The organism is Candidatus Kapaibacterium sp. (assembly GCA_023957315.1).
GTDB lineage: Bacteria > Bacteroidota > Ignavibacteria > Kapaibacteriales > UBA2268 > PGYU01.
Map to the genome: position 1 here is coordinate 139,779 of JAMLHE010000006.1, position 13,938 is coordinate 153,716.

Consider the following 13,938-nt stretch of genomic DNA (forward strand, 5'->3'; position numbering starts at 1 on the left):
AATTAAAATCAATAAGGGTTATAAAATTGCTTCCAAATCACTTTCAGATTCCATCAATACTATTCTTGCCTTGCTTCCGTCAAATGGACCGACCACGCCGGCAGATTCGAGTTCATCTACAATTCTTCCTGCACGTGCATAGCCTACTTTTAAGCGTCGCTGAATCAGTGAAACCGAACCCTGTTGGTGGCGGACGATTAACCGTGCAGCTTCTTCAAATAATGGGTCTCTGTCGCTCGGGTCAATCATTTTTTTGTCGCTTTTTTCGATAATACTTGGCAACATATACGGCGAAGAATAACCTTTTTGATGAGTGATGAATTCACAAATATTTTCTACTTCATCTGTTGTAATGAATGAATTTTGCACTCTTATGGGTTGCGATTTTCCGGGTTGTAAGCATAACATATCACCCATACCGAGCAATTTCTCGGCTCCTTGCATATCAAGAATCGTCCGTGAGTCAATTTTACTTGCAACCAAATAAGCAATCCGAGCAGGGAAGTTCGCCTTGATAAGCCCGGTGATGACATCAACCGAAGGTCTTTGAGTTGCCAGAACGAGGTGAATACCGACTGCACGTGCCATCTGAGCCAATCTGGTTATAGGCTCTTCGATTTCTTTGGATGCAGTTAGCATCAAATCCGCCAATTCATCAATGATTACCACAATGTACGGCATCTTTCGGTGTTTGACTTCTTTTGTGCTTTTGATTTTCTGAGATAGAATTTTTTCGTTGTAGTCAATTATATTCTTTTGCCCTACTGATGCTAAAATATCGTATCTGATTTCCATTTCAAGAACTGTCGATTTTAGTACGCTCACGGCATCATCAGGCTTTGTAATGATAATATCCTGAATGTCGGGTGACATGGCTATGTAATGCTTCTTGAGCATGGAATATTGCTGCAATTCTACCTTCTTAGGGTCTATGATTACAAATTTTAACTCAGATGGATGTCTTTTGTAAAGTAGAGAACTGATAATTGTATTAATCCCAACTGATTTACCTGAACCTGTTGAACCTGCAATAAGAAGGTGAGGCATTTTCGCCAAATCCACAATGAAAACTTCCCCGGAGATATTTTTCCCAAGGCATAATGGCAATGATGCAGTGCTTTGAGCAAATTTTGAACTTCTAATTGTATCGCAAAAAGTCACCATAGAAGGGTTAGAGTTTGGAATTTCGACTCCAACTGTACCCTTGCCCGGAATTGGGGCGATTATTCTTATACCTTTGGCTTTGAGAGCCATTGCAAGGTCATCGGCATAGCTTTCGATTTTGCTGATTTTAATTCCCGGTGCAGGAACAAACTCGTATTGAGTCACTACGGGTCCCGGTGTAACAGTCAAATTTTCAATGTAAATTTTGAATGTTTCCAGCTTTTCTTGTAAAATTTGAGCATTCACTCTAAGCTCGTCTTCGGAAACATTTGAAACAATGACTTCGTTGTTCAGCAAATCTATTCCGGGAGTAATGAAATTAATTTCTTCATCGTGAATTGCAGTGCTAATTAATTCACCTTCGTCCAAATCATCATCGAAATCATTGATTGAAATATTCACTTTGCGTTGAGTTTCAGGCTGAATGTAAGTCGAGGGTGTCGGAACAGGCTTAGGTCTTTCCTCTATCACCTTTTCTTCTTTTACATTCTCATTTTCAACGATGTTATCATTTTCACTTTCATCTTCGTCAAAATATTTTGTTCGGTTAGTGTCTTCGTTTGCTTCTTCAACATCTTCCGCAGTGATTTCATTTTCTGAGTAATCATCATTGCTATCAATTTCATCGTTTTCTTCGATTCCTGTAAAAACCGGCTCTTCAAAATTATCTAAAGAGGGTTTGAATTGTTCCTCTAATACTATTGGTTTTTCATCAGTATTAACTTTCGGTTGATTCTTTTCAACTATAGCTTTTACATTTTCAATTGGCTCCGGTGTTGGAGCAACAGGGCGATTTGACCTTTCAATATCCATCACACGCGGAGGAGGCTGAGTCACTTTATCAGCAAAACCTAATTTTTTGAAAGGATTTGGCGATTCGACGGGATTTGAATCTATTTCCGGTTTCGGAGTGTTTATCTTGAGTATCGGCTCACGTTTTATGACGGTTTGGCTATCGAAATCATCCATTTCGGGGATACCAATTTCTTCAATTTCAGTTTCGCTTTTGTTTGCATTCGGTTCCTCATTTTCATGTTTTTTGCCGAATTCTTGAGTTTTCATGAAATCTTTCACCTTGTCTGTACTTTCGTAAGACTTCTCATTCACAATTTTTAGCAAACGCAAAGTGTAATCCCAAATGCCAATTCCAAAGCGTTTTAAAACTTCGAAGAAATTTGTGAAATATTTATTGAAATCGAATTCTGTCCCATAGTAAAAAGCAATGAGCATTACAAGGGAGAAGAAAACAGTTGAGCCGATTGCACCTGCGAATCCAACCACGACAGAAGCAAGATATTTGCCAATATTGCCGCTCCATTCCTTGGGAATTCCTTCAAATACTGAAAAATTTTGCAAGGAACCGATTACAGATGCAAAACCGATTGAAGCTATAAAAAATAAAATCGTGAATCGAATCAACTTCTTTTGTATTTCGCCGCCCGTAAACAATCTTTCCGACCATACTATAATCAAAATCGGGAGAAAGATGATAATATATCCCAAAGTGCTATTATAAAGGAAGTCGGACAAGAAGGCTCCCGTTAGCCCAAGCCAATTTTGAGTTGTTGAAGCTTTCGCGGCAATAATCTCATCGTTACCAAATAGTTTGAACAAATCTCCAAATTTGATATTGATGTTAGATTCGTCTTCGGCAGTGTAAGATATGAGAGCCAGCATTAGCAACAATGAAAATATTGCTATCAAAACTGCCATCAACTTAAAATGCTTATCATATTTTCGTTTTATCTTTCCCAATTTATCTTTCAATTATAATTCAACAAAATTTTTAAATATCCAATGCTCTTATTGTGTTCGAGCCCACAATCGGAATCACAGGTAGTGTGTCTAACGTCAGGCAAAAATCAATATCTTTCTCAAATCCATTAGCTGCCAAAATTTTTGCATGGTCACTTTTCATCAGAAAATTTTTCATATCACTTGCATTATATGAATATAGATTCCGAGCTGCATCTGCTGTATCGGTTATAGTGCAATCAGTATAATCGCGAGAAATTTCATGAATGATTACTCCTGCACATAATACGTCTTCGTAGCTCAGACGCCCGTTGGTGCCTGCACATAGAAAAATCAACTTCGCATCATTGGAAACATATTCGCTCAACAAATTCCTGATATAGTCAGTAATGACTGCATTATTCGAAAAAGCAGCTACAACTTTATGTTTAGCATTTTTCGCTTTCTGAAAAGTCTTCGTGCCATTCGTGGTAGATAGTATCACACTTCGCCCTTTCACTTTTTCAGGTACATATTCAAACGGCGAGTTGCCTGCATCAAAGCCCTGAGGCATAAGTCCATTCCTTTCGCCACCCAAAAATCGAGCTTCACGGCTCAAACTATTATAAATTCTAACAGCTTTATCTAGCGAGTCACTCGGAATGACTTCCTTGGCGCCTGCGTTCAATGCAGCACAAACCGTAGTACTTGCTCGTAGCACATCAATCATCACAACGACCGAATCCTCAAACTGGTTCTCAGTTTCAGGGAAATATGGGGTCAAAAAAGCATCTATTATCATTATTATACTAATGCTGATTATACAAACTCACAAAGATAAAGGGTTTTTTGCTTATAAATGCAAATTTTGCTGCTTTTAAATTTAAACATTTTTTCGTAAATTGGAAAATCATTTTTGAAAATTTCACAACTAATCAATGTAAGTCTGAAAAAAATCACTATTTTTGGTACTAATAATTCATAAAGGAAGCACAATTGCACAAATTTATTTTAATTGCCGGACCATGTTTAGCCGAATCAAGCGAAATGTTGGAACAGACTGCCGAATCAATTTTGGAATCAACTAAGGATTATGATATAGACCTCATTTTCAAGGCTTCGTACCGTAAAGCAAATCGCACGAGTGGCGATTCATTTGAAGGCGTGGGCGATATTAAGGCTTTGGAGTGGATTTCCCAAATTGGAAAAAAGTATAATCTCAGAACCATAACTGATGTTCATAGCATCCAAGATTGCGAAATGGCAGCTCAATATGTAGATGCTTTGCAAATCCCCGCTTTTTTATGCCGACAGACTGATTTGCTCGTAGCTGCGGGCAAGACCGGCAAAGCGATTAATATCAAAAAGGGGCAATTTCTCGCAGCTAAGGATATGCAAAAAGCAGCACAGAAAGTAGCTTCAACGGGCAATAACAAAATCATGCTTACCGAGCGAGGTACATTTTTCGGTTATCATGATTTAGTCGTGGATTTCCGTAGCTTACCCATTATGTCGGGCTTTTCTTATCCGGTAATATATGATGCTACGCACTCTGTTCAACAGCCATCGCAAGGCGAGCAGTCAGGTGGATTGCGACAATTCATCTTACCTTTGGCAAAAGCGGCAATTGCAGTGGGTGTCAATGGAATCTTTTGCGAAACTCATCCGAGTCCCGACAAAGCAATGAGCGATGCGGCAACCCAAATAAAGTTGGACGAATTTCCGTCATTCATCAAGACGCTTTTAGACTTGAACCAAGCAATAAAATGAAATCGAACCAATACATATTGATATTCGCCTTTTTAAATGTTGCATTGCTATGCTCTTCTTGCGATATTGATTTCGAAGGAAAACAAGAGGAGGTTGACAAAAGCAAAGCTGCGATAATTCATGATAAACCGGACCAAATAGCTTATGACATCGAAGTTTTATTTGTCGATTCGAGTTTTACGAAAGCAATTTTAAAAGCTCGGAAAGCAAGAATTTACAACGAGCGATATGAGACTTTTCTGGATAGCGGGATGCAAGTTACTTTTTTTGAACGTAATTCAGCCGAATTTTCCATTTTGACAGCTGATAGCGCAAGAATTGATGACAGAACCAAAAATATGTTAGCACAAGGCAATGTTATTGTAGTTGCCGAATCAAAAGGGCGTCGGCTCGAAACAGAGCTTTTGGAATGGGATAATTTGAGACAAAAAATTTATTCAACAGAGTTTGTCACAATAACGACACCGACTGAAATTATCAAAGGGTATGGATTCGAATCTGACCCAAATCTGAATGAATACGTAATTAATCGAGTAAGTGGAATTCAAAAAAGAGGTAACTGATGAAAAAGTTTTTAATTGCAGGCAACTGGAAAATGTTTACAAATGTATTTGAATCAAAAATTTTGGTCGAAACACTTCTCGCCGAAATTTGGAAAAAGGAGATGCATACTACTGTTCTGGTATGTCCGCCATTTACAAGCTTGTGCGGAGTAGCAGAGATTATCAAAGACACTGATTTGAAACTTGGAGCTCAAAATTGTCATTTCGAGGAGAAAGGAGCTTTCACAGGCGAAGTCTCACCGCAGATGCTTCAATTCCTTGGTTGCGAGTATATTATCATTGGGCATTCCGAACGTAGGACGCATTTTAAAGAAGATGATGAAATTATTGCGAAAAAACTTTCAGCTATACTCGATTTGAGACTAACTCCGATATTGTGCATAGGTGAGACTTTCGAGCAAAGGATAAACAATATGACCAATCATATATTGGCTATCCAAATTGAAAAAGCCTTTGAAAAGATTGAGAAAGCTCTTATCAAAAATGTGGTAATAGCATATGAGCCTGTTTGGGCTATCGGTACAGGCATATCTGCCACTTCGGAGCAAGCTCAAGAAACTCATAGTTGGATAAAAGACTTCATCAACTCAAAATATTCTGTAAATAGGGAAGACCTGACAGTTTTGTATGGTGGGAGTATGAATGATAAAAATTGCCACGAACTGCTATCCTTAGCTGATGTTGACGGAGGCTTGATAGGCGGTGCTTCTCTGAATGCGGAAGCTTTTGCTACAATAATTGACAATGCGGAAAAAATCAGCAAGATATGAACCATTTGCCCAATATCTTAAGCATTTTTAGACTTATCATAGCTCCCTTCTTTTATGTTTGCATTATTTCCGATAATAGTCAAACAGTAGTTCTTGGGGTTGTTTTGTTCATTATCGGAGCATTGACGGATTACCTCGATGGACTTTTGGCTCGCAAATACCAAGCAATCTCTTCTTTTGGGAAATTTTTAGACCCTTTGGCGGATAAAGTCCTGACGGGTTTTGCTCTTGTCGCCTTTTCATCAATGAAAATAATCCCGCTTTGGATGGTACTCATCGTGCTTTTCCGAGATTTGCTCACTACAGTCATCAGGACTATTGATACATCCGGAAGATTGAATTTTAAGACTTCCGAAATCGCCCGAATCAAAACATTTATTCAAATGGCATTCATAGCAGGAATACTATTCATCGTATTTCTCTATCATACAGGAATGTTGGAAATAACTAAAGCTGATTACGAAAGCTTCCTCAAATCCGATTGGATAGATTATACAATGTTGTTTGTGGTCTTACTCACAATTTATACGCTCGTTGATTATCTTTGGAAAATTTTTGCTTCATTCAAAAAGAAGACATGAACAAAAAAGTTTATATCAACTTTGCAACTTTGTATGGAATAGGATACGCACGATATGCTCCCGGAACCATTGCTAGCATTCCGCCGTTACTGTTTTTATTACTACCTGAAGACTATTTTTATCCGATTACCTTGGTAATTCTTATCATTTCGATACTAATATCATACAAACAAGTAGAAAAAATCGAATCAGATGGACATTCTGACCCGGGTTTTGTAGTTGTAGATGAATTTGTTGGTATGACAATTGTGCTTTTGATGCCATTTTTCCCTAAAAGTATATTTTGGGTAATACTTTCTTTTGCCATTTTCCGCTTATATGATATTTTCAAACCATTTCCAATAGACAAATTAAATTCTCGTGAAGGAGCATTTTTCGTTTTTGCCGATGATGTACTTGCAGCAATTTTCACAAGCCTAACTATCTATATTCTATATGTATGTAGCCAAATATTGGCTATTATTCTACTGTAAATTCAATTATTTGAAAAAATATTGAAAAAAATGTAAAAATATAGGTGGGAACACGTTAAAATGACATTTTTTTTTTGCGTGTGAAATATTTTTTTATTATCTTGGTATTGTTATTTTTGTAACATTGCTCAAAACATTAGTATTCATATACGATTTCAATAAAAAAATGAGTATTTTTTCTCTTTTTTGGGCTTTTTGTAATTAACTGTTTAGTCATAATTGTTTAAGGGAGTGCTAATGGGCATGAACAAAACTGATCTCATCAATGCAGTTGCCTCAAGCTCGGGTTTGAATAAAGTTCAATCCGAAAAGGCAATCAAAAGTACACTAGAAGCTCTATCAACTGAATTATCAGGTGGTGGCAGTGTAACTTTAATCGGATTCGGTACTTTTTCGGTAATGGAAAGACAAGCACGTATGGGTAAAAATCCCCAAACTGGCGCGTCAATAAGTATTCCGGCAAAGAAAGTTGCCAAATTCAAACCAGGCAAAGCTTTATCAGAAATGGTAAATCCTGTTGCTAAAACAGCGAAAAAGAAAAAGAAATAATTCTACTTTTTCGTCGTGTTGAAAACTTAGCCGTTCTTATGAACGGCTTTTTTTGTATTTTTGCATGAATTTTTATAACAAATCATTCGAATTATATGGGCGAACTTAAGCTATCTAAACCCTACTTATTACAGGCTTCAGACCTCACGACAGAGGATGTTAAGCTCATTTTCGACAAATCCGACTATTTTCTTAAGCACTATAAACGAGGCGAGAAATTTGATGATTTGAAGGGTGTAACTGTCGCAATGGTGTTTTTTGAACCATCTACGCGTACTAAACTTTCTTTTGATATTGCCGCAAAGCGACTATCAGCCGACACAATTTCTTTCCAATCTGCTACAAGCAGTCTGACCAAAGGCGAATCCCTAATTGATACTCTTCACACGATTGAAGCAATGGGTGTACAAATGTATGTTGTACGACATGGCAAATCCGGGGTTCCTCAATTTTTGCAAGAAAACACAAGTGGTGTGATTTTGAATGCAGGTGATGGCAAACATGCTCACCCAACTCAAGCACTATTGGATTCATATACTCTTTATCGCCATTTTGGAGATGTCAAAGGGCTCAAAGTATGTATCGTTGGTGATATCATTCATAGCAGGGTGGCGAGGTCGAACATTGCTTTGCTCAAAACTTTGGGTGCTGAAGTCACTTTATGCGCCCCCGGAACTCTTTTGCCACGTAATCGTAACATTTGGGATTGTCCGATAATTGAATCGCTTGATGACGCTGTAGAGTGGGCGGATGTAATGTTGGTGTTGAGATTGCAAAGAGAAAGAATGGAATCGGGCATTTTACCATCAATCACGGAATTTTCGAAATATTATGGTGTGAAATACGAACATTTTACCCGAAAACCTGAATTAGTCTTGATGCATCCCGGACCTGTAAACTTTGGAATTGAATTAGATTACCGTTTGAGCACTTATCCAAATTGCTTGATCCAAACGCAAGTTATCCACGGAGTCTTCATTAGGATGGCATTATTATCACTATTGGGTAGAGACCTTTAGCCATTGGAAAGCATCTGGACTATTGTCAAATTGATTGATTGGGGTACCGGATACCTGAACAATCATAATATTGAATCTGCTAGACTCAATATTGAATTGATGCTTTCTAAAATTCTTAACTACGACCGAGTCAAACTTTATTCAAATTTCGACCAACCGCTTAGTGTGAAGGAACTCGCTATGCTGAAGGTAATGATTAAGCGCCGAATTGCTTCGGAACCACTTCAATACATTCTGGGCGAAACATATTTTTATGGACTGAAATTCTATTGCCGACCTGATGTTCTGATACCGAGACCTGAAACCGAGCTAATAATCGAGCATTTCTCGAAAATTACTAAATCAAAGGATTTTACATTATTGGATATTGGTACAGGAACAGGTTGTATAGCAATTACACTTGCCAAAATGTATCCCAATGCCTCGATTACAGCCATAGATATATCTGAGCAAGCTATTGCAACTGCCGCTCTGAATGCCGAACTACATAATGTACAAGTAGAATTGATTCATGCCGACGTTTTTGAATATGAGTTCCCTCATATGTTCGATTATATCATTTCTAATCCGCCATATATTCCGTTGAGCGAAAGCAAAGAACTGCAAGCAGAGATTCTGCTTCATGAGCCATCAATTGCATATACGGACGGTAATGACGGGCTTACTTATTATAGGCGATTTAATGGCATAATTGAGAGATTCATGAATCCGACGGGGAAATTTCTGTTCGAGATAGGAGCAGGTCAAAGTAAAGATTTGGCGGAAATTTTGTCAGACAAAGTTATCGATGTTGTTTTTGACTTATCCGGTCATGACAGATTGATAATTGGTGCCAATAAAGTGTTAATTTAGTGTTAAGATATGATGTATTTTAAGCTTAAGCAATAAATAATAGCATTTTTAGTTAATATATTATAATTTTGTTCTCTGTCATTCGATAAAAATTTATTAATTTTGAACTTGTATTTTTGTCTAAGAAGCAATAATTTAATTTTAAATGAGAGGTTATTATGTCGCAAGTAAAAGTTGAGCAAGAAATTGGTGGTTCAATCCTTACCTTAAAAGGGCAATTCATAGGTGGAGCCGAAACAGATGAGTTGAGAGACACCCTAATGAGTTTAACCGAAAATCAAGTCAAACATTTGATAATAGACTTGAACAACGTTACGTATCTTAATTCTACGGCTTTGGGAGTATTGATTTCTTCTCATGCAAATTTTGCAAAGCGTGACGGTAAGATAGTGCTTTGCAATGTAAGTAAATCGCTCGAAAATATTTTTGTTATTACTAAACTGACTCTTGTATTTGCAATTGCTTCAAACATAGACGAAGCAAGAATATTGTTAACTAAATAAACAAATTTTTATCAAATCATAATTTTTATGGAGATTTTATGAAGAACTTTTTCAATGTGATAGTAATCGCATTATCGTTGCTTACAGCATATTTGATTTTTTATATTTATATGGGAAATCCCAATAACTTTAACGACCCTGATATCAAACACGAACCTAAACCCGGAAATGTACCAGGCATGATTTACACAGGTGGACCACTTGTCGGTTTGCTAATGTCCTTCGTACTTATTGCTATCACTTTTATCTTCGAACGAGCCTATTCAATTGGTCAAGCCAAAGGTAAAGGCAATCCCGCAGTATTCATCAAATCCGTTATTACAAAACTTACTCAAGGAGACTTAGACGGAGCCGTCGCCGAGTGCGACAAACAGCGGGGCAGTATGGCAAACGTACTTCGTTCCGCTATCGTCAGGTTCCAAGAAATCGAACACGACCCGGAATTCCCGGGCGAAAAGAAGGTTTCTGAAGTTCAAAGAGCGATTGACGAATCAATGAACTTGGAAACACCTTTGTTAGAAAAAAATCTTGTAATTTTGTCAACTATTGCTTCTGTAGCTGTATTGGTAGGTTTGTTGGGAACAACACTCGGTATGATTAGAGCATTCCAAGCATTGGCAATTTCCGGTACAGTATCAGCGATTCAGCTTTCTATCGGTATCTCCGAAGCACTTTATAATACCGCAGGCGGCTTGGTTGGTGCTATTATTGCAATTGTTGCTTATAACTACTTCACAACTAAAGTTGATAATTTCGTTTATATGATTGACGAAGCGATTCTAAATATCACACAGATATTTACCGTAAGAATTAAGAGCTAATTTAAATTTGCACAAAAGGAGTATTCTGTGCCTAAAGTAAAGAAAAAGAGGATGGGGTTCGTTATTGATATGACCCCACTTGTGGACATCACTTTTTTGCTTCTAACATTTTTCATGTTTACTGCAAAATTTAAGTCAGAAGCCGAAAGTGAACAAAAATTTGTTATTGAAAGACCTAAAGTAACTGCCGATACATCGAAAGTTCCTGATAAGGATTTGGCTATTATTAAAATAGCTGTGGATTCGCTTACAACAGACACTACATACTATTACGAATTGCTTAACGAAGCTGACCGTGCAGAGGTATGGAAGTTGACGCAATCTGTTCCCGAAGATATGAAAGAAAAAGCCCAATTAAGCGTTACACTCGAATCCTTGGATGAACTCGTTAGAAATACTCGTATAATTAGAGCCGAAACTGTGTTTGCTATTGATGCAGACAAGCGATTAAGGTTCCAATGGGTATGGGATGCAATGGATATTTTACGAAAAAATCGTGCTACTGTGTTTAATTACGTGACCGAGAAAAAAGGTGCATAGAATTTGTAACTTTTTGAAGATTGGTAACGTCTTTTATTTAGAAAACAAAATTAAAGGATAGAAAAATGGCAGGCGGCGGTGAATTAAAAGCCGAAAGATCGAAAAGAGGTAAAGCCTCTAAACGAAAAAAAATGAAAAGAGTCAGCTATCATCTTGATATGACTCCACTGGTGGACATCACTTTCTTATTGTTGACATTTTTCATGTTCACAACTACTATGGCAACGCCGCAAGTGATGGAAATGTCTATTCCACCCGAAGTTGTTGACCAAGTTGAAGTTAAAGAATCCGAATTATTGCAATTATTTGTTAGAGATGATAATAAGATTTTCTATGCAATTGGAAATGAAGACCCACAAGAAATTGAATTGAATAAAATAAGAGCATTGTCGGAAGTTGAAAATTTACGTGAAGGCAAGCGAAATAGAATGATTACTGCAGTTAAGCCTTCCAATGATGCCGATTACGGAACAATAGTCAACATACTCGACGAACTGAACATGGCTGAAATTTTGATTACAGCCGAAATTACAAAAGAATTTGACGAAGAGGGTAACCCTAAGAAACGTGAAAGACGATTTACAATTGCGCAAATGAGCGAAGAAGAATTGGAAAAAATTAAGGAGTTGTAAGATGTCGGAAATAACTGCCAGATTGACAATCGAAATGCCCGAACCATCAGGTTACGGAGCTTCTGAATTGAAAGACTTCATTAATAAGAATACTTTAAGAGGCTTTCTTATTACATTGGGACTAACAATAATTTTACTACTTATTTATGTCTTTGCTGTCCAATCTTCCAGCGGGGCTAAAGCTGCTCCTAAAATGGCGCCTTTGGCTAAAGTTAGGTTAGACGACCTTGCTCCGCAAACTAATGAAGCCATGGAAGCACCGCCACCTGTTCAACAAATTGTAAACACAGGTCCTGCAGCAAGAGCCGGTAACCCAATTCCGGTACCTGATGCTCAAATTACTGCAGAAATGAAAGACTTTGCTACTATTGATGTCATGAGCCGAGCTTCCTCGGCAGGTGGTGACGGTCTTGATTTAGGTGGATTTGCTGCAAACATTGACTTGGGTGAAAGAGTAGTAGTTCAGACAAGAGTGGAAGAACCTGCACCGGATGCATTTATTCCTGTTGAAAAGGAACCGGGTGTGGACTTAGCAAAGCTCCAAAAAATCATCAAGTACCCCGAATTAGCTCGTAGAGCCGGTGTTGAAGGCAAAGTTATAATTCGTGTACTTGTTGACGAAAAGGGTAAAGCCCGCAGACAATTAATTGAATTTAGTGATAACGAATTACTTAACCAAGCAGCTATGGATGCCGTGAATGACTACGGTACATTTACTCCGGCTATCCAAAATGCACAACCGATTATGTGCTGGGTAAGTATTCCAATCCAGTTCAAACTTAGATGATAATATTGACATATGTTTACCGCTCAGATATTCAGTTAATAGAAGTGCAAAATTGCTATTACAAATTGTAAATTACTCTGTCAGGTCTCTGATAGTTATAATTGGAATACTGATCCTGAGCGGTATTTTATTGCCCGAATTTGATTCTCACTTTAGAATAGTATTTGGTTCGGTGTTCGTATTCTTTGGCATATACAGATTGATAATGTTCTATAGTCAAAATAAACGATACAGAATTGAGGAGGATTCAGATGATGAATAGACTTGTTTTATTGATGATTAGCATATTGCTTGTATTACTGATTTCATGCGACAGTAAGTTTGAGAAGGCGGACACTGTTTCGATTAATGCAGGCGACTTAACGATTTATTGTGAGGAATCCATTGCTAAAGTAATGGATAGCACTTTCAAAATGTATCAAAATGCTTACCCTAATATCAAATTTGTTTCCCAAATTGTAGATTCGCGTGAAGCTATGAATTTGATTCTGTCCGGTCAAGCAGAAGCAGTTATCGTGTCGAGAGCTTACCTTCCCGATGAAGATTCATTGATGGCTGAATTCGATGTCAAACGAACCGAAATGATTGCTGCAGAGGACGCTTTAGTGTTTTATGTAAATCGCGATTTTCCACTCGATACAATCAATCACGAACAGTTAGTTGAAATTTTAACAACGCAAAAATCTTTTAATGAATTTTATCCGCAAGTCGGATTTGAACCTGAATTTGTTTGTAATTCAATTCGCTCTGCAGAATATGCAAACTTTTTGAAATTGGTGTTGGGAAATCAAAAGCATACAAAACAGATGAAATTTTTGAACGGTGTTGACTCTGTCAAAAATTATATCCGCGGTAATAGCAAAGCAATTGGGATTGGATATTTGTCACATGTTACGCGCAAAGCAGATTGGAAAGTACTGAACGTATCGTATATCAATCAGGACGGCAAACGCGAACCACCACAAACGGTGCATCAAGCCTACATTGTGCAAAATCGCTACCCGTACATAGTACAATACCGCGTTTTAATTCAAGAGAGTACAATGAGTAAGGCATTTTGGTTTGCATCTTTTGTCTCGAAAGAATTTATTGTTCAGACATATTTCAAAGAATTGGGAATTGTGCCCGGATTTGGACAATTCAGGTTAATTAAGCAAGATTGATTATTATATAAATAAGG

General features: G+C 37.6%; 16 protein-coding genes. 14 read left to right on the top strand and 2 right to left on the bottom strand.

The window, feature by feature from the left end; all coding sequences use genetic code 11:
• Positions 1-18: 18 nt before the first annotated feature.
• The gene (locus M9949_08220) at positions 19-2,931 is read right to left on the bottom strand and encodes a DNA translocase FtsK (GenBank protein MCO5251389.1); all 2,913 of its coding nucleotides are present in this window, start codon (positions 2,929-2,931) and stop codon (positions 19-21) included.
• Positions 2,932-2,950: 19 nt separating this feature from the next.
• Complete coding sequence (locus M9949_08225; protein ID MCO5251390.1) at positions 2,951-3,700, bottom strand: 2-phosphosulfolactate phosphatase; 750 nt, start codon at positions 3,698-3,700, stop codon at positions 2,951-2,953.
• Positions 3,701-3,894: 194 nt separating this feature from the next.
• Between M9949_08225 and kdsA the strand changes: the two genes are divergently transcribed.
• The 14 genes from kdsA to M9949_08295 all read left to right on the top strand — a co-directional run bounded on the left by kdsA (position 3,895) and on the right by M9949_08295 (position 13,921).
• Entirely contained in the window at positions 3,895-4,668 is a 774-nt protein-coding gene (kdsA, locus tag M9949_08230; GenBank protein MCO5251391.1) for a 3-deoxy-8-phosphooctulonate synthase, read from the top strand.
• Positions 4,665-5,231, top strand: coding sequence for an LPS export ABC transporter periplasmic protein LptC (gene lptC / locus M9949_08235; GenBank protein ID MCO5251392.1), 567 nt, complete (start codon positions 4,665-4,667; stop codon positions 5,229-5,231). The genes kdsA and lptC overlap by 4 nt, the downstream gene beginning before the upstream one ends.
• Positions 5,231-6,001: a triose-phosphate isomerase gene (gene tpiA / locus M9949_08240; protein ID MCO5251393.1), complete on the top strand. Its 771-nt coding sequence runs from the start codon at positions 5,231-5,233 to the stop codon at positions 5,999-6,001. Before lptC ends, tpiA begins: the two co-directional genes overlap by 1 nt.
• Complete coding sequence (gene pgsA / locus M9949_08245; GenBank protein MCO5251394.1) at positions 5,998-6,582, top strand: CDP-diacylglycerol--glycerol-3-phosphate 3-phosphatidyltransferase; 585 nt, start codon at positions 5,998-6,000, stop codon at positions 6,580-6,582. Before tpiA ends, pgsA begins: the two co-directional genes overlap by 4 nt.
• On the top strand, positions 6,579-7,055 hold the full coding sequence (locus tag M9949_08250) for a phosphatidylglycerophosphatase A (protein ID MCO5251395.1): 477 nt from the start codon (positions 6,579-6,581) through the stop codon (positions 7,053-7,055). Before pgsA ends, M9949_08250 begins: the two co-directional genes overlap by 4 nt.
• Before the next feature lie 243 nt (positions 7,056-7,298).
• On the top strand, positions 7,299-7,604 hold the full coding sequence (locus M9949_08255) for an HU family DNA-binding protein (protein ID MCO5251396.1): 306 nt from the start codon (positions 7,299-7,301) through the stop codon (positions 7,602-7,604).
• A gap of 95 nt (positions 7,605-7,699) precedes the next feature.
• Positions 7,700-8,623: an aspartate carbamoyltransferase catalytic subunit gene (locus tag M9949_08260; GenBank protein MCO5251397.1), complete on the top strand. Its 924-nt coding sequence runs from the start codon at positions 7,700-7,702 to the stop codon at positions 8,621-8,623.
• A gap of 3 nt (positions 8,624-8,626) precedes the next feature.
• Entirely contained in the window at positions 8,627-9,475 is an 849-nt protein-coding gene (prmC, locus tag M9949_08265; protein ID MCO5251398.1) for a peptide chain release factor N(5)-glutamine methyltransferase, read from the top strand.
• Between the two features lie 158 nt (positions 9,476-9,633).
• On the top strand, positions 9,634-9,978 hold the full coding sequence (locus M9949_08270; GenBank protein ID MCO5251399.1) for an STAS domain-containing protein: 345 nt from the start codon (positions 9,634-9,636) through the stop codon (positions 9,976-9,978).
• 38 nt (positions 9,979-10,016) lie between these two features.
• A complete protein-coding gene (locus M9949_08275) occupies positions 10,017-10,799 on the top strand; it encodes a MotA/TolQ/ExbB proton channel family protein (protein MCO5251400.1) in 783 nt (260 codons plus the stop codon).
• 27 nt (positions 10,800-10,826) lie between these two features.
• Positions 10,827-11,339, top strand: a complete 513-nt coding sequence (locus M9949_08280; GenBank protein MCO5251401.1) for a biopolymer transporter ExbD — start codon at positions 10,827-10,829, stop codon at positions 11,337-11,339.
• A gap of 65 nt (positions 11,340-11,404) precedes the next feature.
• The gene (locus tag M9949_08285) at positions 11,405-11,971 is read left to right on the top strand and encodes a biopolymer transporter ExbD (protein MCO5251402.1); all 567 of its coding nucleotides are present in this window, start codon (positions 11,405-11,407) and stop codon (positions 11,969-11,971) included.
• Between the two features lies 1 nt (position 11,972).
• Positions 11,973-12,758 carry an energy transducer TonB gene (locus tag M9949_08290; protein ID MCO5251403.1) on the top strand — a complete coding sequence of 262 codons (786 nt, stop codon included), beginning with the start codon at positions 11,973-11,975 and terminating at the stop codon, positions 12,756-12,758.
• Between the two features lie 251 nt (positions 12,759-13,009).
• Positions 13,010-13,921 carry a substrate-binding domain-containing protein gene (locus M9949_08295; GenBank protein MCO5251404.1) on the top strand — a complete coding sequence of 304 codons (912 nt, stop codon included), beginning with the start codon at positions 13,010-13,012 and terminating at the stop codon, positions 13,919-13,921.
• Positions 13,922-13,938 lie beyond the last annotated feature (17 nt).

Bases quoted from the DNA above. Each gene is read 5' to 3' on its own strand.
- M9949_08225 (MCO5251390.1), bottom strand. From the start codon at position 3,700: ATGATAATAGATGCTTTTTTGACCCCATATTTCCCTGAAACTGAGAAC.
- lptC (MCO5251392.1), top strand. From the start codon at position 4,665: ATGAAATCGAACCAATACATATTGATATTCGCCTTTTTAAATGTTGCA.
- tpiA (MCO5251393.1), top strand. From the start codon at position 5,231: ATGAAAAAGTTTTTAATTGCAGGCAACTGGAAAATGTTTACAAATGTA.
- pgsA (MCO5251394.1), top strand. From the start codon at position 5,998: ATGAACCATTTGCCCAATATCTTAAGCATTTTTAGACTTATCATAGCT.
- M9949_08250 (MCO5251395.1), top strand. From the start codon at position 6,579: ATGAACAAAAAAGTTTATATCAACTTTGCAACTTTGTATGGAATAGGA.
- M9949_08255 (MCO5251396.1), top strand. From the start codon at position 7,299: ATGAACAAAACTGATCTCATCAATGCAGTTGCCTCAAGCTCGGGTTTG.
- M9949_08260 (MCO5251397.1), top strand. From the start codon at position 7,700: ATGGGCGAACTTAAGCTATCTAAACCCTACTTATTACAGGCTTCAGAC.
- M9949_08270 (MCO5251399.1), top strand. From the start codon at position 9,634: ATGTCGCAAGTAAAAGTTGAGCAAGAAATTGGTGGTTCAATCCTTACC.
- M9949_08275 (MCO5251400.1), top strand. From the start codon at position 10,017: ATGAAGAACTTTTTCAATGTGATAGTAATCGCATTATCGTTGCTTACA.
- M9949_08285 (MCO5251402.1), top strand. From the start codon at position 11,405: ATGGCAGGCGGCGGTGAATTAAAAGCCGAAAGATCGAAAAGAGGTAAA.
- M9949_08290 (MCO5251403.1), top strand. From the start codon at position 11,973: ATGTCGGAAATAACTGCCAGATTGACAATCGAAATGCCCGAACCATCA.
- M9949_08295 (MCO5251404.1), top strand. From the start codon at position 13,010: ATGATGAATAGACTTGTTTTATTGATGATTAGCATATTGCTTGTATTA.